Raw genomic sequence first — 20,722 nt, 5'->3', positions numbered from 1 at the left:
TGCGAACCCATCGCCATGCGGTGCGCCGACAAGGCCGCACCCCGGACTCCTACGGGCACGTTCCCTGATTAAATAATGCCGCGCCGGTCCGAAACAACCGTAAAAGCTGGTCTTCCCAACGGCAAAAGCGGCCGGAAGATCGCGCGGTCCATCCGGTCCTGTCCATCGGCGTCGTACCCGTATCGTTCGCCGATCATCGGTACGCCAAGCAAATCCGTTCCCGACCAAAGGCTTGGCAGCGTTTCCCGAACCGGGACCGGCAGGTCCGGCACCCTCTCCGGAGCCATCCGCGCCACCCATTCGCGCCAGCCCGCCGCCCCCAGCGCCGCGACCGTGACGGGCCTGCCATGTCGCGGAGACACCCGCAGGTCGAAGCGGCCGTCCCACAGCACCCGTCCGCCCGGCGGCACGCTCAGCCGCTCCGTTGCCGCGACCGGCTCGCGCGCCACCATGACGGTGCCCCGCCGCAGCCGCACGACGCAGCCGCCCAGGGTCCCGCCCTGCCCCTCCGCCAGCGCACCGAGCAGTCGCTCCAGCGCCTCGTCGCGCACGGGATGGCCCGGCCCGCCGACCGCGCTCAGCGCCTGGGCCAGCGCCCGCAGCGCGATCTCCGCCGGCGCGGCCAGCAGCGGCGAGGGATCAAGCGTGATCCAGCCCTCCGGATGGATGGTCGCCGCCTCGGCCAGCAGCCCGGCGGTCGCCTGTTCCAGCGCCGCCCGCGCCCGTCCGGCGCGGCGGGCGACCTCGCCCAACCGGGTGCTGTCCAGCCCCTCTCCACCCAGCAGATCGACGGCCGCGCGCAGCCGGGCGCGGGCGAAGCGCGGATTGCGGTTGGACGGGTCCTCGATCCAGTCGACACCCTCGGCGCGGCAGGTCGCCCGCAGCCGTTCATGGGAAAAGCCGAGCAGCGGCCGGATCACCCGCACCGCCCCATCGGCGCGCACCGCCGCCATCCCGGCCAGCCCGTCGATGCCGGAGCCGCGGGCCAGCCGCAGCAGCACCGTCTCCGCCTGATCGTCGCGATGGTGGGCGAGAGCCAGATGCAGGATGCCGGCCTCGCCACAGGCTTCGGCCAGCAGCCGGTGCCGCGCCGCGCGCGCCGCCGCCTGCAACCCGGCCCTCGGCTTCTCCCCCTCCCAGCGCAGGATGCGGTGAGGCACGCGGAGCCGCTCCATCGCCTGCCCGACCGCCGCCGCCTCGTCGGCCGATTCGGGCCGCAAGCCGTGGTCGACGGTCAGCGCCAGCAGGCTTCCGCCCCGCTCTGCGACCCAATGCCGCAGCAGCAGAGCCAGCGCGATGCTGTCGCCGCCGCCGGAAAGCCCGACGGCGACGACCGGCGCCGGTTCGAACCCGCCCAGCGCCGCCATGGCACGGGCGAACTCCGCCCGCGATACCGGATCGGAGTCGCCGGCCCCGCCCATCAGGCCGGGCAATTGATGCGCTTGCGCTCCGTATCGGCGCGGCGCTTCACGCTGGCCGAGGCTTCGGGGAACTTGGTCAGCAGCTGGTTGAAGGCGGTGCAGGCATCCGACTTCTTGTTCATCTGCTGCAGGGTCATGCCCAGCTTCAGCAGGCTGTCCGCCGCCTTCGGGTTGCTGCGGTATTTGGACAGCACCTCGGCGAAGGCCTGGGCCGCCTCCGGGTAGCGGTTGCGGACGTAATAGCTCTCGCCCAGCCAATATTGCGCGTTGCCGGCATAGGCATGCGACTTGTTCTTGGCGATGAACTCCTGCAGCGCCTTCTCCGCCCGGTCATAGTCGGAGTTGCGCAGCAGCTCGAACGCCTGCTCATACTGCTTTTCCGGCGACAGGCCGGCGGTCGAGGGCGGATTGGCCGCGGCGGTCTGCGCCGGCTTGTCGGCCGGCTTCTTCTCGTCGGCAGCCTTCGACGGCCTGGACGGCGTGGCATCGGCCATGGCGCCGCCCATCGCTCCGCCGGTGGCCCCGCCGCCCTTCTCCAGTTCCTTCAGGCGGAAATCGACGTCGGCGTTCACCTTCTCCAGGCGTTCGCGCAGCTGGGTGACCTGATAGGTCGACTCCTCGTACTTGCCGGTCAGGTCCTGGATGGCGCGTTCCAGGTTCTGCAGCCGGATCTCGAAATCGGCGGCGACGGAGGGCGACAGTTGCGCCACCTCCACCGGACCGCCCAGCGCCGCTACCTGGGTTTCCAGCGATTGCAGCCGCTCGATCTGCCCCTTCGACTGGGCCAGGGCGGGGCTTGCCGCGAGCATGCCACCCAGCAGCAGGGCGGCGACGGGACGGATGTTGGTCATGCGCGTGGGATCCTGAGGAGATCTGATGCCGGGGGGAACACCCACGGCGACCATGGCGAACGAAAAAGGCGACGCGATGGCCGCTGTTTAGCAGAACTTGCGCACCGGCGCAAAGAACCCGCCTCGTTTGCAATTGCCACCTGCCGAAAAGAAAAAGGCGCCGCCCCGGTTGCCCGGCGGCGGCGCCTTTTTCCAAATCCCCGTCAGCCGGGGACCGGCGTCATCAGTTGACGACGGTCACGGCGCGGCGGTTCTGCGACCAGGCGGCCTCGTTCGAGCCAACCACGGCCGGACGCTCCTTGCCGTAGGACACGACGTTGACGCGGGCGGCCGGGATGCCCTTGGCAGCCAGGTAGTTCTTCACCGAGTTGGCGCGGCGCTCACCCAGGGCCAGGTTGTACTCGCGGGTGCCGCGCTCGTCGGCATGGCCCTCGACGGTGACGGTGACCGAACCGTAGGTCTGCAGCCACTTGGCCTGACGGTCGAGGGTGGCGCGAGCCTCCGGCGACAGGTCGAAGCGGTCGAGGCCGAAGAAGACGCGGTCGCCGACGTTGACGACGAAATCTTCCGCCGAGCCCGGACGGACCGAGGTCTGCTGGGCACCGGTGTTGGCGCCGTTGGCGGCGTCGTTCGGCGTGGATTCGCAAGCGGCGAGCAGGGCGACCGCGGCGAGGGCGAGGAACTTCATACGCATGTTCAGGGACCCCTTGAACGACAATTGTTGATTGGCCGGATTTTGTCTGCGCGAGAGCCGCTTCTTTTCGCCAATCCCCGACGAAAAGACGACGTCCGACCTTTGTCTTGAGCATTGCTCCCGCGCCGCCGCAAAATAGGACTACTCCACTAGGGAATCAAGGGCGACCACGCGGGGTCCGACGCACCGACCGGGGTGCTCACGCGACGCTCATTCGCGCCGGTGATGTCGATGCTGTACAGGTTCGCATTGCGGCCACGGCCGTCGCCCGTCGGCAAGTCCTTGAAGAACATGAGGACACGGCCGTTGGGCGCCCAGGTCGGCCCTTCGACGTGGAAGGCTTCGGTCAGGATCCGTTCCCCGGTACCATCCGGACGGATTACGCCGATTGCAAAGCTGCTACCACGCTGGCGCGTGAAGGCGATCAGATCGCCGCGCGGCGACCACACCGGGGTGCCGTAACGGCCCTCGCCGAAGGTCAGCCGCTTCACACCCGACCCGTCGGCGCCCATGACATAGAGCTGCTGCGTGCCGCCGCGATCCGACTCGAAGACGATCTTCTGGCCGTCCGGGGAGTAGCTGGGACCGGTGTCGATGCCCGGCGCGTCGGTCAGCTGGGTCTGGCGGCGGGTGCGCAGGTCCAGCGTGTAGATGTCGGTGTTGCCGTTCTGGGCCATCGACATGATGACCTTGTTGCCGTCGGGCGAGAAGCGCGGGGCGAAGGTCATGCCGGGGAAGTCGCCCAGGACCTCCTGGCGGCCGGTGTCGATGTTGAACAGGTACACGCGCGGCTTCTTGTTGAAGTACGACATGTACGTGATTTCCTGGGACGTCGGCGAGAAGCGCGGCGTCAGGACCAGGGTCTGGCCGTCGGTCAGGAACTGGTGGTTGGCGCTGTCCTGGTCCATGATGGCCAGCTGCTTCTTGCGCGCGTTCGCCGGGCCGGATTCGGCGACATAGACGATGCGCGTGTCGAAATAGCCGTCCTCGCCGGTCAGACGCTTATAGATGGCGTCGGCCACGATGTGGGCGATGCGGCGCCATTCCTGCGGCGAGGCGCTGTAGCTCAGCCCCTGCATGTACTGGCCGGCCGCGACGTCCCACAGGCGGAAATCCACCTTCATGCGGCCGTCGCCGCCCGTCGTGGTGTTGCCGGCGACCAGGGCCTGGGCACCCAGCGCCTTCCAGTCCGGATAACGCGGCTCACCGCTGCGCAGCTGTTCCGGCGTCTGCAGGAAGCCGCGCGGGTCCAGCGGCTTGAACAGGCCGGAACGCTCCAGGTCGGCGGAGATCACCTTGGAGATGTCGGCGCCCAGCTGGGCATCGCGTCCGCCCGCACCGGCGAAGCTGGTGATCGCGATGGGCAGCGGCTCGGACACGCCCCGCGTGATGTCGATGCGCAACTCGGCGCGCGCCTCCTGCGGAGCGGCAACGCCGAGGGAGAGGAGAAGCGCGCCGGTGGCCCCGGCCAGCTTCAACAGAAGCCTCGTCTTCGTCGTCATGGTCAGAACATGTCCCTCGGGTCGAAATTGAACACGATGAAGCGCCAGTCTTCATAAGTCTGCGACGTGAACTCGCTGGGCAGCAGGTCCAGCGGGCTGGACCGTTTGACCGCGCGCACCGCCGCGTCGGCCGACGCCCGGAAGGCGGCATCCGACAGATAGCGCGACTTGTACTTCTCGTCGATCCAGGCGCGGATCACGCTGTGGTCGCGGCCGACCTCGACGTGGATCTCGATCTGCATCGACGAAGCGTCCTTGCGTCCGCTGTCGAAGTTCCAGTTCTTGCTCAACTGGCCGCGGATGGCGTCCAGCGCGCGGCCGGATGGCTTGAACGGCTTGTCGGGGCCGTTTGTTGCCTTGGCCGCCCCGGCCGGCGCCGCGGACGCGGTCTTCTGGCTGGGTTTGGCGTCGTTGGCGCTGGCCGATGCCTTGCCGTCCGCCTTCGGGTTGTCCGACGGCTTGATCTTCCCGACGTTCGACAGCAGGTCGGACAGCGGGTCGGTCTTGGCCGAGGGTTTTTCCGGCTGCTTGGCCGGCGTCTCCGCCTTCTTCGGCTCGGCCTTGGCGACCTCCTTCGCCGGCTCCGGCTTCTTCGGTTCCGCCTTGGGCGGTTCCGGCTTCGGCTCGTGCTTGGGAGGCTCGGGCTTCTTCGGCTCCGGCTTGGGCGGCTCCGGTTTCGGAGGCTCAGGCTTGGGCTCGTGCTTCGGCGGTTCCGGTTTGGGCGGTTCCGGTTTGGGCGGTTCCGGCTTCGGCGGCTCGGGCTTGTGCGGCTCCGGCGGCTTCGGAGTCGGCGAGGGCGCCGGATCCGGGGGCGGAGGCGGCGGGGGTGGTGGCGGCGGAGGGGGAGGAGTCGGGGCAGGCTTGGGCGGCGGCGTCGGCTCGCGCGGGGGCGGCGGCACCTGGGCGACCTTCGGCGGCTCCGGCGTCTTGGCCGGCGGCGGGGGCGGAGGCGGCGGTTCGTCCTCCGCATCCGGCGGCTCGGGCGCCGGCGGAGACGGCTTGGCCTCCGGCGTCGGCGGGCGCGGCGCGGCGTTGGCCGGCTTGGGCTCGCCCTTCTCGACCCGGGCGGCCTGGGTGACCTCGCCGATGTCGACGATCTCGATCGGGATCGATGAGGCGATTTCGAGCTTGCGATCGCTGGGCGGCAGGCCGAGCACGAACAGCGCGACCAGCGCGACGTGCAGCACCGCCGAGGCGATCAGTGGCTTGCGCATGGGAGTTCCGCCCGCCTCAACGCGCCGGTTTGGGGGCGCCGACGCGCGCGCTGGACGCGGTCGGACCGTTCGGCATCTCGGCGACCAGACCGACCTTCTTGAAGCCGGCGGCGCTCATGGTGCCCATCACCTCCAGCATCTTGCCGTAGGCGATCTTGGCGTCGCCGCGGACCAGGATGCGGGCCTCCGGGTTGTTGTTGGTCACCGCGATCAGCAGCGGCACCATGTTGGCCAGTTCGACCGGCGTCTCCTGGACGAAGACGCGGCCATCGGTCTGCACGGTGACGAACAGCGGGTCCTTCTGCTGCTCCAGCGGAGCGGCGTTGGTCTTGGGCAGGTCGACCGGCACGCCGACGGTCAGCATCGGGGCGGCGACCATGAAGACGATCAGCAGGACCAGCATGACGTCGATGAACGGCGTCATGTTGATCTCGGCCATCGCGCGATAGCCCCGGCGCTTGCCGCGCCCGTGGGACTTGCCTGCGAGTTGTCCGGCCATGGTTCAGGCGGCTCCCCGCTCCTCGAGGTGGCGGGACAGGATCGCCGAGAACTCGCCCGAGAAGGTGTCCAGCCGGTCGGCGTAGCGGCCGAGGTCGGTGGAGAACTTGTTGTAGGACAGCACCGCCGGAATGGCGGCCAGCAGGCCCATGGCGGTGGCGAACAGCGCCTCGGCGATGCCCGGCGCCACGACGGCGAGGCTGGTGTTGCCCGAACCGGCGATCGAGGTGAAGGAGTTCATGATGCCCCACACCGTGCCGAACAGGCCGATGAAGGGGGCCGTCGAGCCGACCGAGGCCAGGAAGGTCATGTAGCGTTCGGCCCGCGCCATCTCGCGGCCGATGGTCACCGCCATCACCCGCTCGACCCGCTGCTGCAGCGAGCCCTTCATGGTGCCGGCGATGCCGCGGTCGGCGGCGTGGCGCCATTCGCGCATGCCGGCGGCGAAGGTCGCGGCCATCGGGTCGGCCGGGGTCTGGCCGATGCGGTCGTACAGTGCATCCAGCGAGCCGCCGGACCAGAAGGCCTCTTCGAAGGCGTCGGCCTGGGCGTTCAGGCGGCGGATCCGCATCAGCTTTTCGATGATGATCGCCCAGCACCAGATCGAGGCGACGACGAGCATCATCATCACGATCTTGACGATCGCGTCGGCCTGCCAGAACAGGCCGAGGATCGTGATCTCATGTGCCGTCGTGGCGGCGGTGCCGGCCAGTTGGGCGGTTTGCAGGGCGTCCATCGCAGTCAGTCTCGCGGTTGCGCTGTTGGCACGGGGATGTGGAAGGGAAAGGGTCGATTAAGAGTGGGCAGGCGTGGATGAGCTTTGCTTTGCTTGCAGCGACTCCATCGCCGCTTTCACCGGTTCGGGAAGGCGCACGGCCCGCCCGGCCCGGTTGATCGTCACCAGTTGCAGGTCGGCGCGCGCCAGCACGCGACCGTCGCGGCGGATGACTTGTGCAACTGCGAAGGAGGCACCGCGGATATCGACGATTCGGGTTTCCACTTCAAGCGTGTCCTCCAGCTTGGCAGGGGCGTCAAAATCGATGGTCAGGCGCCGTACCGCAAATGACACACCTGTGACATCGCCCAAACCCTCCGCCATCTCCTTCTGACGGAAGCCCATCAGGTACAGCATCTCCGTCCGCGCCCGCTCGGCGAATCGCAGGTAATTGGCGTGATAGACGATGCCGCCGGCGTCGGTGTCCTCGTAATAGACCCGCAGGGGGAAACGGTGCGTGCCGTCCGCCGCGAACCAGCCCGAGAGGGTGGTGGTCGCCTCACTCATCGCCGTCCCCTTCGGTCGGGTCGGGAACCCGGTCCAGCAGGTCGAGCTGCCGGAGCGGCGCGTTCGGCGGGTTGAGGCCGAGATAGCGGAAGCCCTGGTCGGTCAGCATGCGCCCGCGCGGCGTGCGCTGCAGGAAGCCCTGCTGGATCAGGTAGGGTTCGACCACCTCCTCCAGCACGTCGCGCTGCTCGCCCAGCGCGGCGCCCAGCGTCTCGACGCCCACCGGCCCGCCGCCATAGTTGTTGGCGACCAGCCCGAGATAGCGGCGGTCCATGCTGTCCAGCCCAAGCCGGTCGACCTCCAGCCGGGTCAGCGCGGCGTCGGCGACCCGCTTGTCGACCTCCTCCACGCCCGCGACCGCGGCGAAATCACGCACCCGGCGCAGCAGCCGGCCCGACACGCGCGGCGTCCCGCGCGACCGGTTGGCGATCTCGCGCGCGCCTTCCGGCGTGATGCCCATGCCGAGCACGCCGGCGGCGCGGCGCACGATCAGTTCCAGCTCGTCCGGCTCGTAGAATTGCAGGCGCACGGGAATGCCGAAGCGTTCGCGCAGGGGGCGCGTGATCAGGCCGCTGCGCGTCGTGGCGCCGACAAGGGTGAAGGGCGGCAGGTCGATCCGGATGGACCGCGCCGATGGGCCTTCGCCGATGATGAGGTCGAGCTGGAAATCCTCCATGGCGGGATAGAGCACCTCTTCCACGGCGGGATTAAGGCGATGAATCTCGTCGATGAAGAGGACGTCGTGCGGCTGCAGATTGGTCAGCAGCGCCGCCAGATCGCCGGCCCGCGCGATCACCGGCCCCGAGGTGGCGCGGAAGCCCACCCCCAGCTCGCGCGCCACGATCTGCGCCAGCGTGGTCTTGCCCAGCCCCGGCGGCCCGAACAGCAGCACATGGTCCAGCGCCTCGTTGCGGGAACGGGCGGCCTGGATGAAGATCGACAGGTTCTCGCGCGCCTGGCGCTGGCCGATGAACTCGGCGAGCGTCAGCGGGCGGATCGACGACTCGGCGGAGTCGCCGTGGCCCTGGCCCGGCTGGACCAGACGGTCGTTGTGTGGGTCGCTCATTGGCTCAGTTCCTTGAGGCCCTGGCGGATCAGATCGGACACGCCGGCGTCATCGCCCAGCACGCGCCCGGCGGCGACCACCGCGCCGAAGGCCTCCGACCGGCCATAGCCGAGATTGACCAGCGCCGACACCGCATCGGCCAGCGCCGGGCTGGCGCCCGGAACGGCGGCGGGAGCGCCCTTGCCGGCCGGCGCGCCCGCGGTCGCCGCGGGGCCGAGCGCCAGATTGCCGACCTTGTCCTTCAGTTCGTTGAGGATGCGCGCCGCCACCTTCGGGCCGACGCCGTCGGCGCGCACCAGCGCGGTCTTGTCCTGCGAGGCGATGGCGCGGGTCAGCTGGTCGGGGTCGAGCACGCCCAGGATCGACAGCGCCAACCGGGCACCGACGCCCTGGATGGTGGTCAGCAGCTTGAACCACTCGCGCTCGGCCTGATCGCCGAAGCCGTGCAGGACGATGCGCTCCTCGCGGATGAAGGTCTCGACCACCAGCGAGGCCCGCTCCCCCACCGCCATGCGCGACAGCGTGCGGTTGGAGCAGGACAGCAGGTAACCGACGCCGTTCACGTCGAGCACGACCCAGTCGGTGCCGGTGGAATCGACGATGCCGGTCAGCTTGGCGATCATGGGAACTCCCGGCCCGAAGGCTGGCTGCGAAGAATGGGGGTCTCTTCGAGACGCGCGCGGATGGTCTCCAGCACGCCGTCAAGGTTGTCGATCACGTCGGTGTTCCAGAAGCGCAGGATGCGGAAGCCGGCCTGCTCCAGCATGCGAGCCCGCCTCTCGTCATGGGCGGCGCGTTGCTCGGCATGCTGGCCGCCGTCCAGCTCGATGATCAGGCGATGGTCATGGGCGACGAAGTCGGCGACGAAACCGAGGATCGGCTCCTGCCGCCGGAATTTCGCGCCGAGCTGGGCATTGCGCAGCTTCTGCCAGACGATCTTTTCCACGTCCGTGGCGTTCATCCGCAGATCGCGCGCGCGTTCCGTTATGTATTCGGTGGGCTTCGCCTTTGCGATGCTCGCCATATCCCCCACTCGCCCAAGGGGACCGTCCCCCTCTCCCCCCCGGGGAGAGGGTCGGGGTGAGGGGGAGGCACTGCGTGGCGTCTTGGGAGAGGCACGCCGCGCGTCCCCCTCACCCTGCCCTCTCCCCGGGGGGGAGAGGGGATTGCTCGTCTGGGTTCGTGCATCCCCCCGCCGCCACATCGTCCAACTGGCCCGATGGTGCGCGTGGCAGATCGCCACGGCGAGCGCGTCGGCGGCGTCCGGGCTGCCGATCTCGCAGCCGGGCAGCAGCAGGCGCACCATCGTCTGGACCTGCGCCTTCTCGGCGCGGCCCTGCCCGACGACCGCCTTCTTGACCATGTTGTTGGCGTATTCCGCCACCGCCAGCCCGGCCTGGGCCGGCACCAGCAGGGCCACGGCGCGGGCCTGCCCCAGCTTCAGGGTGGAAACCGCGTTGCTGTTGACGAAGGTCTCCTCCACCGCCGCCTCGTCGGGGCGGTAGCGCTCCACCACCGCAGACAGCGCGTCGTGGAGCTGCACCAGCCGCTCGGCCAGCGGGCAGGAATCGTCGGAATGCACCGCGCCGTCGGCGACGTGGCTCAGGCGGTTGCCCGCCACGTCGATGATGCCCCAGCCGGTGTGGCGCAGGCCGGGGTCGATCCCCAGCAGCCGCACCGGCGACGGCACCCCCGCGTCACTTCGTCCTGCCCGCGCAAACACGGCACCCGCACTCCGCCTGCAAGACCAGCGTTCAGCTTACGCGGTCAGCTTCTGCATCAGCTCTTCGGAGATGTCGAAGTTGCCCTCGACCACCTGGACGTCGTCGTTGTCCTCCAGCACGTCCAGCAGCTTCAGCAGGCTGGCGGCGGCATCCTCCGACGGCGCGACGGTGTTCAGCGGACGCCAGGTCAGGCGCGCGCTCTCCGCACCGCCGAACTTGGCCTCCAGCGCGTCGCGGACGGCGCCGAAATTCTCGACCGTGGTGGTGACCTCGTGGCCGTTCTCGTCGGATTCGACGTTGTCGGCACCGGCCTCCAGCGCAACCTCGAACACGGCATCGGCATCCGCCGCGGCGGCCGGGTAATAGATCGCGCCGATGCGGTTGAACATGAAGCTGACCGAGTTGGTCTCGCCCAGGCTGCCGCCATACTTGGTGAAGCTGGAGCGCACTTCCGCGGCGGTGCGGTTGCGGTTGTCGGTCAGCGCCTCGACGATCAGCGCGACGCCGCCGGGGCCATAGCCCTCGTACCGCACCTCTTCATAGTTCGCGTCGTCGCCGCCGCCGGGCGTGCCCTGCTTGATGGCGCGGTCGATGCGGTCGCGCGGCATGTTCTGCGCGCGGCCGGCCAGGATGGCGGCGCGCAGGCGCGGGTTGGCCGCCGGGTCGGGCAGGCCGCTCTTGGCGGCCACGGTGATCTCGCGGGCGAGCTTGTTGAAGATCTTGGACCGCTTGGCGTCCTGCGCGCCCTTGCGGTGCATGATGTTCTTGAACTGGGAATGACCGGCCATGGGTCGAACGAGCCTCGAAACGGAAAATGGTCAATCGGGCGGGGTGAGCGCACGACACATGTAACAGGTCTGCCGCCCCACCGCACCTTTTCGGCGCGGGAGACGACACCCACGGGATTAGAAAGTCAATATGGCGAGATTGCGGCGGCTCAGCCGCGCTCCTGCTCCACCCCGTGCTGGTTCGCCGGCCAGAAGCCGGGATCCAGCAGCTCTTCCAAGCGATAGGGGCATTCGCGCGGCAGATCGCGGTCGAACAGCCCATCCGCTTCCAGCCCGAACAGCGCGTCCTGGCGTCCGTCCGCCCAGGCGTTCGGCAGGAACTCTTCCAGCTTGGCCCGCAGGCTGGGGCTGTCGCGCAGCACGCGGCCCAGAGCCGTCCGCTGCTGGATCACCGACCGCTTCCAGCCGTTGCGCGGCCGGTCGGCCGGCGACAGCTCCAGCTTCAGAAGATGCTCGACGATGCGGGCCAGCCGGAACGTGACCTCCAACCGATCGCTGCGCCCCATGCTCTCGATTTCCTCGGCGAGATTCTCCCAGTCCAGCGGCAGGTTGGTGCCGGACGCCGCCGCCTCGCGCAGCCGCGCCGCCTGCTCCATCGCCCAGGCGTAGAAGTCCTTGTCGTGCTTGGCCTGGAAACCCATGGGACCCTGCCCCCGATCTTGTGAACGCCCTACCGCATCCGTTCCGGCAAAGTCTGGCTCAGGCGCCCGCCGATGCGCAACGGCTCGATGCGGACGGCCAGCCCGGTGCGGTCGTCTGTCTCGACGTAGCAGCCGCAGACGGTGCCCTCCCCTTCCGCCGGGGACAGCCTCTCGGTCGGCAGCTTCCGCACCATCTTGGCCAGCGCCACCTCCTTCTTCATGCCGATGGCGCTGTCGTAATCGCCGCACATGCCGGCGTCCGACTGATAGGCGGTGCCCCTCGGCAGGACCATATGGTCGGCGGTCGGCACATGGCTGTGGGTGCCCACCACCAGCGAGGCGCGGCCGTCGCAGAAATGGCCCATGATCATCTTCTCGCTGGTCGCCTCGCCATGCATGTCGACCAGCACGGCATCAACGCCCCCCGGCCCCAGCCGATGCGCCTTCAGCACCCGGTCCACCGCGGCGAAGGGGTCGTCCATCGGCTCCATGAACAGCCGCAGCAGCACGTTGATGACCAGCACCTTGCGCCCGCCGCGCGCCTGCAGCAGAACGAATCCGCGGCCGGGCGTGCCCTCCGGGTAGTTCACCGGACGGACGATGCGCGGCTGCTGTTCGATGGTGGAAACCAGTTCCTTCTGGTCCCAGGTGTGGTTGCCGAGAGTCACCACGTCGATGCCGGCCTCGAAGAATTCCTCGGCGATCTTGACGGTGACACCATAGCCGCCGGCCGCATTCTCGCCATTCACCACGGTCAGGTCGGGATCCAGCTTCTCGCGCAGCATCGGCATGTGCGCCAGCACCGCCTCGCGCCCGGCCCGGCCCACCACATCGCCGAAGAACAGAATCCGCATCGCCCCAACCTTCCCGATAAGATCGGATCGCGTAAAATCGGTATCGATTTGAAGCGTGAATCCGATCGTCAAACATAGAACTTACTTATGAATGCGGAGCGTCTCGCGCTCCGTCACGATCCAGTCCAGCCGCTCGTCGTGGCCGTCCACCGGCACCGCCGGCATCTCCTGCGCGGCGAAGGCCACGCCGACCGCGACCACCGCCCCACCTGCCCGCAATGCATCGAGCGTCCGGTCGTAATAGCCGGCGCCATAGCCCAGCCGGTGGCCGGTGCGGTCGAAGGCCAGCAGCGGCACCAGCAGCAGCGACGGGCGCAGCACGGCGCAACCCTCCGCCGGCTCCTGGATGCCGTACCGGCCGGCCGCCATCGATGCCTCGGGATCCCAATCCCGGAAGACCAGCGCGGTCCCGCGCGGCCCCGACACCGGCAGCCCGACGGAGTGACCAAGCTGTTTAAGATGGAGCAAAGCCGGCCGCGCGTCGAGTTCGGAGCCGAGCGGCCAATATCCCCCGGCCTCGCCACGCGGCAGATGACCGCGCTCAGCCAGTTCGGCGATGCGGTCGCGCACGGCGGCGGATGCTGCGGGGCGGTCGGAGTCGGCGATGGCGTCGCGCCGGGCGCGCGCCTCGCGTCGGGCGGCGTCCTTGGCTTGCGGATCGGTCATCGCGGACTGCGTGCGGAGGGGGAGGAAAGAGGGTGGAAGGCGCCGCCTCGGCCGGTGGCCATATGCCTATCCTCCATGGCCTGCATGAGCAGGTGGGCGCCGTGTACCCGGCCCGATGGGCCGGACAGGGACAGCTCCCTAGAGATCAAGGTTATCGGCCCTGGGGATTATTGCAGCCTGTCGAACCAGGCAGCGGTCCTTCCGAGAACCAATCTAGGCGCGCTCGAGCCGCGCGGCAACCTCTTCGATGCGTTTTGCCACACGATCGAGTTCGCCGACCACCGCGCCCTCGTCCACGGCGGGCGCGATGCCCTTGCCGGACATCACGTCCTGCAGCTCGTCGGCCAGCACCAGGCAGGTCATCAGCATCATCTGCGCCTCCGACCCGCTGCGGCCGCCGCCGGTCAGCCGGCGCAGCCGCTCGTCGACGTAGGCCGCCAGTTCCCGCAGCCGCGCTTCCTGCCCGTCCTCGCACAGCATGCGATAGAAGCGGCCGTTCACTTCGATATCGACCTGGGCCATGGCGTCAGCTCTCCAGCACTTGTTGCAGTCGGGCGATTGCGACCTCCAGCCGCTGGGACACCGCCTCCGCGGTGGCCTGGGCGGTCGCCCGGTCCGCCCGCGCGGTTTCCAGCGCCTGCGACAAGTCCTGTTCGCGCCGGACCACCCGCTCGTCGCGGGCCGTCGCCGCATGTTCCAGCCGGTCCACGGCGCGGCCGAGACGGTCGAGAGCGGTTTTCAGGGACTCCATGGACGTCAACCTCGACCTGTGGGCACGTCATGCTCTTGGGCATCGAAGCTCGACCGGCGCCGCGCCAAGCCGAGCCGCTGCCGTTCGCAGCGCCTAGAGTTGGGCCGGCACACCGACCGCGTCAACCACAACGACGGACTCTTCCACCGAATGCCCATACGGAATGCCGGGGCGTGACGGAAGGCCGCAGACGGTGGCGGATGCCCTCTCCCGCCCCGGGAGAGGGAGGGGACCCACGAAGTGGGGAGGGTGAGGGGAAATCCCATAATCGCGAACCGCATGGCTCCTTGCACTCCCCCTCACCCTTCCCACCGCTTCGCGGCGGGCCCCTTCCCTCTCCCGGGGCGGTAGGGGGAGTCATACCCGCTGCCCCGCTCCCTCCCGGAAGAGGGGCCTCTGCCATACCAATTCCTACTCCATTCCCATGTTGACCTGCGGACGGCGGTTCTGCATGGTGCGCCCGTTTCGCGGCGCCTTTCAGGGCGACCGCGCAACGTTCGTTGCCGACGCCGCAACCGCGCCCGACTCCGCAGGAAACGCCAGATGTCCGCTGCCTCCGCCCAGCCCTCCCTCCACACGATGGCCAGCGCGATCCGCGCGCTCTCCATGGACGCGGTCGAGGCCGCGAAGTCCGGCCACCCCGGCATGCCGATGGGCATGGCCGACGTCGCCACGGTCCTGTTCACCCAGTACCTGAAGTTCGATCCGAAGAACCCGACCTGGCCCGACCGCGACCGCTTCGTGCTGTCGGCCGGCCACGGCTCGATGCTGATCTACTCGCTGGCCTACCTGACCGGCTACGAGCGGATGACCATCGACGAGATCAAGCGCTTCCGCCAGCTGGGCAGCCTGACCCCCGGCCACCCGGAAGTCGACCCCTCCCTCGGCATCGAGATGACCACCGGCCCGCTCGGCCAGGGCGTCTCCACCGCCGTCGGCATGGCGCTGGCGGAGCGGATCACCAACGCCCGCTTCGGCGACGAGCTGATCGACCACTACACCTACGTCATCGCGTCGGACGGCGACCTGATGGAGGGCGTCAGCCACGAGGCCTGCTCGCTGGCCGGCCATCTCGGGCTGAACCGCCTGATCGTGCTGTGGGACGACAACCACATCTCGATCGACGGCTCGACCGACCTCAGCTTCACCGACGACACCCAGGCGCGCTTCCGCTCCTACGGCTGGAACACCATCGCCGTCGACGGCCACGACACCGACGCCGTGTCGAAGGCCATCGCCCAGGCCCGGACCTCCACCGACAAGCCGACGCTGATCGCCTGCCGCACCATCATCGGCAAGGGCGCGCCGAACAAGGCCAACACCCATGGCTGCCACGGCTCGCCGCTGGGCGCCGACGAGGTCGCCGCGACCCGCGCCGCCATCGGCTGGACCCATGAGCCCTTCGTCGTTCCCGACGAGGTTCTGTCCGCCTGGCGCGCCGCCGGCACCCGCAGCGCCGACGCCTACAGCGCCTGGAGCAGCCGCCGCGCCACCCTGACCGAGGCCGCCGGCAAGGCCTTCGACGAGGCCTTCGGCCGCGGCGTTCCCTCCGCCCTGGCCGACACCATCGTCGCCTTCAAGCAGAAGGTCAGCGCCGAGAAGCCGAGCTGGGCGACCCGCGTCGCCTCCGGCAACACGCTGGAGGTGCTGGTCCCGGCGATCCACGAGCTGATCGGCGGTTCCGCCGACCTGACGCCGTCGAACAACACCAAGGTCAAGAACACCGCCGACGTGAAGGGCAAGGGCGAGTTCGCCGGCCGCTACGTCCGCTACGGCGTGCGCGAGCACGGCATGGCGACGCTGATGAACGGCATGACGCTGCATGGCGGCATCATCCCCTACGGCGGCACTTTCATGCAGTTTGCCGACTATTGCCGTCCGTCGATCCGTCTGGCCGCGCTGATGAAGCAGCGCACGGTCTTCGTGATGACCCACGACTCGATCGGTCTCGGCGAAGACGGCCCGACCCACCAGCCGGTGGAACATCTGGCTGCGCTGCGCGCCATCCCGAACCTGCTGGTCCTGCGCCCGGCCGACGCGGTCGAGACCGCCGAGTGCTGGCAGATTGCGCTGGAAGCCACCGGCAGCCCGTCGGTCCTGGCGCTGACCCGCCAGAACGTCCCCACCCTGCGCACCGAACACACGGCCGAAAACCTGTCCGCCCGCGGTGCCTATGTCCTGGCCGAGGCCGAGGGCGAGCGCAAGGCGACCATCCTCGCCACCGGTTCGGAAGTGTCGCTGGCGATGGAGGCCCGCAAGGCCCTGCAGGCCCAGGGCATCGGCACCGCCGTTGTGTCTATGCCGAGTTGGGAACTGTTCGGGCGTCAGGACGATGCGTACAAGGCGTCGGTGCTCGGCACCGGCGTGCGCGTCGGCGTCGAGGCGGCGATCCGTCTGGGCTGGGACCGCTGGCTGGGCGCGAACGGCGCCTTCGTCGGCATGGCCGGCTTCGGCGAATCGGCCCCGTACCAGGAACTGTACAAGCACTTCGGCATCACCGCCGAAGCGGTCGTGGACGCCGTTAAGGCGCGTCTCTGAGAGAAGCCGAAGGGGCGTCCAGCAGAATTCGGGCGCCCCATATCCAACTGGAGGAAGTCATGGCTGTACGGGTAGCGATCAATGGTTTTGGCCGCATCGGCCGTCTGGTTCTGCGCGCCATCTACGAGAGCGGCCGCAAGGACGTGGAGGTCGTGGCGATCAACGACCTCGCCGATCTGAAGGCCAACGCGCACCTGCTGAAGTACGACAGCGTCCACGGCCGCTTCCCCGGCACCATCGAGACCGGCGACGGCGTTCTCATCGTCAACGGCCACTCCATCAAGGTCGTGCAGGAGCGTGACCCGGCCAAGCTGCCGTGGAAGGATCTCGGCATCGAGATCGCCATGGAATGCTCGGGCATCTTCACCAAGCGCGCCGATGCCGCCAAGCATCTGGAAGCCGGTGCGCAGAAGGTCCTGATCTCGGCCCCGGCCACCGACGAGGACATCACCGTCGTCTACGGCGTCAACCACGACAAGCTGACCGCCGAGCACAAGATCGTTTCCAACGCCTCCTGCACCACCAACTGCCTGGCCCCGGTCGCGCATGTCCTCCACAATCTGGTGGGCATCGAGAAGGGTTTCATGACCACGATCCACTCCTACACGGGTGACCAGCGGATCGTCGACACCAACCACAAGGACCTGCACCGCGCCCGCGCCGCGGCCCTGAACATGATCCCGACCTCCACCGGCGCCGCCAAGGCCGTCGGCAAGGTGCTGCCGGAACTGAAGGGCAAGCTGGACGGCACCGCCATGCGCGTTCCGACCCCGAACGTCTCGGTCGTCGACTTCAAGTTCACCGCCAAGCGCGCCACCTCGGTCGAAGAGATCACCAAGGCGATCTCCGACGCCGCCAACGGCGCCCTGAAGGGTGTTCTGGCCGCCTACACCGAGGATCTGGTGTCGACCGACTTCAACCATGACCCGAACAGCTCGATCTTCGCGCTGAACGAGACCAAGGTCATCGACGGCAACTTCGTCCGCATCATGACCTGGTACGACAACGAGTGGGGCTTCTCCAACCGCATGAGCGACACCGCCGTCGCCATGGCGAACGCCAAGTAAGCCTCGCTTAGCCAAGAGAAAGGCGCCTTCCGCAAGGGAGGCGCCCTTTTTTTGTTGTGGAGGGTTCGATTGCCCCCTCCCCTCCCATGCTGCGCATGGGCCCCTTCCCTCCCCCGCCTTCGGCAGGAGAGGAAGGAATTTGCAGTGCAGCGGCAGTCCCCTCTCCCGCGTTAGCGGGGGAGCGTTAGGGTGGGGGCATTCGCAAGTCGATGCCTTCCCGTCACGCCGCCCGCACCGTCGCGAGGAAGTCGCCGACCTTCGCGTTCAGCCCGGCCGCCTCGCTGGTCAGCTTGCCCAGCGCCTCGACCAGTTCGCGGGCGGTGCGGCCGCTCTCGTCGGACGCCGCGGTGACGCCGGAGATGCTGGACGACACCTCGCCGGTGCCGGACGCCGCCTGCTGGACCGAGCGGGAGATTTCCGCGGTGGCGGCGTTCTGCTGGTCGACGGCGGCGGAGATCGTCGTGGCGATGGTGCTCAGCCGCTCGATCACCGCCGACACCTTCTGGATTTCCATCACCGCCTGACCGGTCACCGCCTGGATGCCGCTCATCTGGCCGCCGATCTCGTCGGTGGCCTTGGCCGTCTGGTTGGCCAGCGCCTTCACCTCGCTGGCCACCACGGCGAAGCCCTTGCCGGCCTCCCCCGCCCGCGCGGCCTCGATGGTGGCGTTCAGCGCCAGCAGGTTGGTCTGACCGGCAATCGAGTTGATCAGCCCGACCACGGTGCCGATCCGCTCGACCGCCTCGGCGAGGCTGCCGATGCGGCCGGTGGCCTCCTGCGCCATGCCGACTGCCTCGCCGGCGACGCGGCTGGCTTCCGACACCTGCCGCCCGATCTCGACGATGGAGCAGGACAGCTGTTCCGACGCGGCGGCCACGGTCTGCACGTTGGCGGCGGTTCCGTCGCTGGCGCTCGCCACGATCCCGGCCAGCTGGCTGGTCTGCTCGGCGGCGTGCGACATCGCCCGCACCTTCTGCCCCAAAGCGTCGGTGGTGGTGGAGACGGAGCGGATCATGCCGCCCACCGTCCCCTCGAATTGCGCGGCCAGCCGGTCCATCGCCTGCCGCTTCTCCTCCACCGCCCGGCGCGCGGATTCGGCCTGCTCGGCCTCCAGCCTGCGGGCAGCCTCGGCATTGACCCGGAACACCTGGACCGCCCGGCCCATGTCGCCCAACTCGTCGCCGCTCTCCGTCTCCGGAATGGTGACCGACAGGTTGCCGTCGGCGAGGCCGCGCATGGCGTCGGACAGGCGGCGGATGCGGCGGCTGATCGAGTTGCCGACCAGCGCGATCAACGCCACCACCGGCAACGCCAGCCCGCCGACGAAGGCCGCCATGGTCCACAGGCTACCGTTGAAGCGCTCATCCAGATCGTCGACATAGACGCCGGTGCCGATCAAAATCTGCCACGGCTCGAACATCTTCACATAGCTGAGCTTGGGCATCGGCTCGGTTCCGCCGGCCTTCGGATAATTGTAACCGACGAAGCCCTCGCCCTTCGTTCGCGCGGTATTGACCATCTCACGGGAGAAGTAGACGCCGTTCGAGTCCTTCTGATCGCGCTGGTCCTTGCCGATCACGTCCGGCCGCACCGGATGGATGACCGAGCGATAATTCATGTCGATGGCGAAGATGTAGTCCTTGCCACTGTAGAACATCGTGTTGACGTTGGCCTTGAACCGCTCGAAGGCCTGTTCGCGGGTCAGCCGGCCGGCCTTGACCTCGGCCTCGTAGCCGCTCGCCAGTCCATGGGCGGCCTGCACGACGGAGCGCAGCGTCTCCTTGCGGTCCTCCAGCGTGCTGCGCTGGTTGAGCCACAACGCAACGGCGGCAAGCGCGATGCAGATGGCGCCGGCAAGCGCGACCAATGCCCACAGCTTCGTCCGCAGGGTCAGGTGAATTCCGCTCATGTGGCATCTCCCGTTATGGCTGGAGATACCTGAGCAAGGACAATGCCAGCCGCCTGAACGCGGCGAAATCGTTGGGCCGCCACGCCAGAGCTCGGTCACCGCGGGGCAATTCGCCAACCCCGCGATCTTTAGAACGCAAGTTGCATTGCGTTTTGCGAAATCTATCCGGCCTTCACGTTGGTCACGCCGGCGGCGCGGCCCAGGCACTCGGCGATCCAGGCCGAGACGCTCTTGCCCTCGCGCGCGGCGCAGTCGGCGACGGCGCGGTGCAGGATCGGGTTGATGCGGATCGCCAGCCGTCCGGAGAAGGGCTGTTCGCCCTCGCCCCCCATGTCGCAGGACAGATCGAGGTAATCGTCGACCGCCCGCCGGAAGGAGTCCCGCAATTCGTCCACAGAGCGGCCGGAAAAGGTGATGCCGTCATGGGTGTTGATGACCTCGCCGACAAAGACGCCCGCGTCGTTGTCGAAGTCGATCTGGGCCTTGTAACCCTTGTATTCCATCATCGCGGCAATCCCGGGGGAGGTATTCCAGTGAAACGGACGCCGGTGCCCCGGCCTGCTGTCCGCTGTGACTGACCATACTCCGGGACCGCGATCGCAGGGTTTGACCTGCCTCAATTCTCTCAACCGGCTGAAGGCTGGAGCGCAACCGCGCCCGCCGCTAGAGTGTCCGCCCGCTTTCCCGCCCCGGCGCCGCCACCGTCCATGACCGCCTCCCTGCAGATCCCCCCGGCCCTCCTCCGGCCCATCCTGGTCCGCGGCCTCGCCGACGCGCTCGCCGCCGCCGCTGCCGCCGGGTCGGCCGGCGCCGCCCTCGCCCTGATGGCGCCTCCGGCCGGCGGGGCGCTGTGGCTGCTCGGCCTGATCGGGCGGGTGCGCCGGGGCCACCCGGACCTGGAGGTGACCGGCCTGCTCGATTGCGGCGACCGTGCGGGCGAGGCACAGGGGGCGCTGGCTGCCGGGGTGCCGGCCCTGCTGTTCACCGGCCGGCCGGAGGCGGCGGAGCGTCTGGCGGCCATTGCCGCGGCCGGCAACGCGGTTCTGCTGACCGCCTGTCCGCCCCTGCTCGACCTCGCCGCCGAAGGCCATGGCTCCACCAGGCCGGTCCTGCTGGAGGCGCTATGCCGCGACTGGCTGGCTCAGGCCGATGGCCGGTCCGAAAGGAGGGCCAAAGGTTAGGGCCGGACTACCGCTTTTTCGCACAGCCTCGCCGCGCAAAGGTGGTGTAACGTCACCTAAGGATATTTTTGTGAC

Annotated in this window: 22 protein-coding genes, 1 other RNA gene and 1 pseudogene; 3 read left to right on the top strand and 21 right to left on the bottom strand. The window is 68.7% G+C overall.

The window, feature by feature from the left end; genetic code table 11:
• Positions 1 to 68: 68 nt before the first annotated feature.
• The 19 genes and pseudogenes from tilS to PWS46_RS03830 all read right to left on the bottom strand — a co-directional run bounded on the left by tilS (position 69) and on the right by PWS46_RS03830 (position 13,952).
• Complete coding sequence (tilS, locus tag PWS46_RS03920) at positions 69 to 1,433, bottom strand: tRNA lysidine(34) synthetase TilS (RefSeq protein WP_434618315.1); 1,365 nt, start codon at positions 1,431 to 1,433, stop codon at positions 69 to 71.
• On the bottom strand, positions 1,421 to 2,272 hold the full coding sequence (gene ybgF, locus PWS46_RS03915) for a tol-pal system protein YbgF (RefSeq protein ID WP_434618312.1): 852 nt from the start codon (positions 2,270 to 2,272) through the stop codon (positions 1,421 to 1,423). The genes tilS and ybgF overlap by 13 nt, the downstream gene beginning before the upstream one ends.
• A gap of 223 nt (positions 2,273 to 2,495) precedes the next feature.
• On the bottom strand, positions 2,496 to 2,966 hold the full coding sequence (gene pal / locus PWS46_RS03910; protein ID WP_085090629.1) for a peptidoglycan-associated lipoprotein Pal: 471 nt from the start codon (positions 2,964 to 2,966) through the stop codon (positions 2,496 to 2,498).
• Positions 2,967 to 3,115: 149 nt separating this feature from the next.
• Complete coding sequence (gene tolB, locus PWS46_RS03905; RefSeq protein ID WP_109153566.1) at positions 3,116 to 4,468, bottom strand: Tol-Pal system beta propeller repeat protein TolB; 1,353 nt, start codon at positions 4,466 to 4,468, stop codon at positions 3,116 to 3,118.
• Positions 4,469 to 4,470: 2 nt separating this feature from the next.
• Positions 4,471 to 5,682: a hypothetical protein gene (locus tag PWS46_RS03900; protein WP_434618308.1), complete on the bottom strand. Its 1,212-nt coding sequence runs from the start codon at positions 5,680 to 5,682 to the stop codon at positions 4,471 to 4,473.
• Positions 5,683 to 5,698: 16 nt separating this feature from the next.
• Positions 5,699 to 6,181 carry an ExbD/TolR family protein gene (locus tag PWS46_RS03895; protein WP_109051801.1) on the bottom strand — a complete coding sequence of 161 codons (483 nt, stop codon included), beginning with the start codon at positions 6,179 to 6,181 and terminating at the stop codon, positions 5,699 to 5,701.
• Positions 6,182 to 6,184: 3 nt separating this feature from the next.
• Positions 6,185 to 6,916 (bottom strand): protein TolQ, encoded by a 732-nt coding sequence (tolQ, locus tag PWS46_RS03890; protein WP_085088824.1) that lies wholly within the window; start codon positions 6,914 to 6,916, stop codon positions 6,185 to 6,187.
• A 57-nt stretch (positions 6,917 to 6,973) separates the two neighbouring features.
• Positions 6,974 to 7,462 (bottom strand): tol-pal system-associated acyl-CoA thioesterase, encoded by a 489-nt coding sequence (ybgC, locus tag PWS46_RS03885; protein WP_434618303.1) that lies wholly within the window; start codon positions 7,460 to 7,462, stop codon positions 6,974 to 6,976.
• Positions 7,455 to 8,528 carry a Holliday junction branch migration DNA helicase RuvB gene (gene ruvB / locus PWS46_RS03880; protein ID WP_434618300.1) on the bottom strand — a complete coding sequence of 358 codons (1,074 nt, stop codon included), beginning with the start codon at positions 8,526 to 8,528 and terminating at the stop codon, positions 7,455 to 7,457. The genes ybgC and ruvB overlap by 8 nt, the downstream gene beginning before the upstream one ends.
• A complete protein-coding gene (gene ruvA / locus PWS46_RS03875; protein WP_252137148.1) occupies positions 8,525 to 9,151 on the bottom strand; it encodes a Holliday junction branch migration protein RuvA in 627 nt (208 codons plus the stop codon). Before ruvA ends, ruvB begins: the two co-directional genes overlap by 4 nt.
• A complete protein-coding gene (locus PWS46_RS03870) occupies positions 9,148 to 9,552 on the bottom strand; it encodes an endonuclease domain-containing protein (protein WP_434619889.1) in 405 nt (134 codons plus the stop codon). The genes ruvA and PWS46_RS03870 overlap by 4 nt, the downstream gene beginning before the upstream one ends.
• A 156-nt stretch (positions 9,553 to 9,708) precedes the next feature.
• A pseudogene (ruvC, locus tag PWS46_RS03865) lies at positions 9,709 to 10,206 on the bottom strand (crossover junction endodeoxyribonuclease RuvC); the annotation flags it as partial.
• Between the two features lie 81 nt (positions 10,207 to 10,287).
• The gene (locus PWS46_RS03860; RefSeq protein ID WP_295835798.1) at positions 10,288 to 11,040 is read right to left on the bottom strand and encodes a YebC/PmpR family DNA-binding transcriptional regulator; all 753 of its coding nucleotides are present in this window, start codon (positions 11,038 to 11,040) and stop codon (positions 10,288 to 10,290) included.
• Positions 11,041 to 11,189: 149 nt separating this feature from the next.
• Positions 11,190 to 11,681: a DUF29 domain-containing protein gene (locus PWS46_RS03855; RefSeq protein WP_434618296.1), complete on the bottom strand. Its 492-nt coding sequence runs from the start codon at positions 11,679 to 11,681 to the stop codon at positions 11,190 to 11,192.
• Between the two features lie 29 nt (positions 11,682 to 11,710).
• On the bottom strand, positions 11,711 to 12,535 hold the full coding sequence (locus PWS46_RS03850; RefSeq protein WP_434618293.1) for a TIGR00282 family metallophosphoesterase: 825 nt from the start codon (positions 12,533 to 12,535) through the stop codon (positions 11,711 to 11,713).
• Positions 12,536 to 12,616: 81 nt separating this feature from the next.
• On the bottom strand, positions 12,617 to 13,201 hold the full coding sequence (locus PWS46_RS03845) for a 5-formyltetrahydrofolate cyclo-ligase (protein WP_434618290.1): 585 nt from the start codon (positions 13,199 to 13,201) through the stop codon (positions 12,617 to 12,619).
• A gap of 35 nt (positions 13,202 to 13,236) precedes the next feature.
• Positions 13,237 to 13,400: non-coding RNA, 6S RNA (gene ssrS, locus PWS46_RS03840), on the bottom strand.
• A gap of 14 nt (positions 13,401 to 13,414) precedes the next feature.
• Entirely contained in the window at positions 13,415 to 13,723 is a 309-nt protein-coding gene (locus tag PWS46_RS03835) for a cell division protein ZapA (RefSeq protein WP_085088805.1), read from the bottom strand.
• A 4-nt stretch (positions 13,724 to 13,727) separates the two neighbouring features.
• Positions 13,728 to 13,952 carry a hypothetical protein gene (locus PWS46_RS03830; RefSeq protein WP_434618287.1) on the bottom strand — a complete coding sequence of 75 codons (225 nt, stop codon included), beginning with the start codon at positions 13,950 to 13,952 and terminating at the stop codon, positions 13,728 to 13,730.
• A 543-nt stretch (positions 13,953 to 14,495) separates the two neighbouring features.
• Between PWS46_RS03830 and tkt the strand changes: the two genes are divergently transcribed.
• Both tkt and gap read left to right on the top strand, forming a co-directional pair.
• Positions 14,496 to 16,490: a transketolase gene (gene tkt / locus PWS46_RS03825; RefSeq protein ID WP_434618284.1), complete on the top strand. Its 1,995-nt coding sequence runs from the start codon at positions 14,496 to 14,498 to the stop codon at positions 16,488 to 16,490.
• 59 nt (positions 16,491 to 16,549) lie between these two features.
• On the top strand, positions 16,550 to 17,557 hold the full coding sequence (gap, locus tag PWS46_RS03820) for a type I glyceraldehyde-3-phosphate dehydrogenase (RefSeq protein ID WP_434618281.1): 1,008 nt from the start codon (positions 16,550 to 16,552) through the stop codon (positions 17,555 to 17,557).
• A gap of 220 nt (positions 17,558 to 17,777) precedes the next feature.
• Here the strand turns inward: gap and PWS46_RS03815 are convergent, their stop codons facing one another.
• Together PWS46_RS03815 and PWS46_RS03810 are read right to left on the bottom strand one after the other, a co-directional pair.
• Positions 17,778 to 19,466, bottom strand: a complete 1,689-nt coding sequence (locus PWS46_RS03815; RefSeq protein ID WP_434618278.1) for a methyl-accepting chemotaxis protein — start codon at positions 19,464 to 19,466, stop codon at positions 17,778 to 17,780.
• Positions 19,467 to 19,627: 161 nt separating this feature from the next.
• Positions 19,628 to 19,972 carry a type II toxin-antitoxin system HicB family antitoxin gene (locus PWS46_RS03810; RefSeq protein WP_085088791.1) on the bottom strand — a complete coding sequence of 115 codons (345 nt, stop codon included), beginning with the start codon at positions 19,970 to 19,972 and terminating at the stop codon, positions 19,628 to 19,630.
• 201 nt (positions 19,973 to 20,173) lie between these two features.
• Between PWS46_RS03810 and PWS46_RS03805 the strand changes: the two genes are divergently transcribed.
• Positions 20,174 to 20,647, top strand: a complete 474-nt coding sequence (locus PWS46_RS03805) for a hypothetical protein (RefSeq protein ID WP_434618275.1) — start codon at positions 20,174 to 20,176, stop codon at positions 20,645 to 20,647.
• Positions 20,648 to 20,722 lie beyond the last annotated feature (75 nt).

The sequence above is a fragment of the Azospirillum sp. B2RO_4 genome, assembly GCF_051124815.1.
In the GTDB taxonomy this organism is placed as follows: domain Bacteria; phylum Pseudomonadota; class Alphaproteobacteria; order Azospirillales; family Azospirillaceae; genus Azospirillum.
The sequence above is the reverse complement of the archived record's forward strand: the minus strand, read 5'-3'. Positions and strand labels throughout refer to the sequence as shown.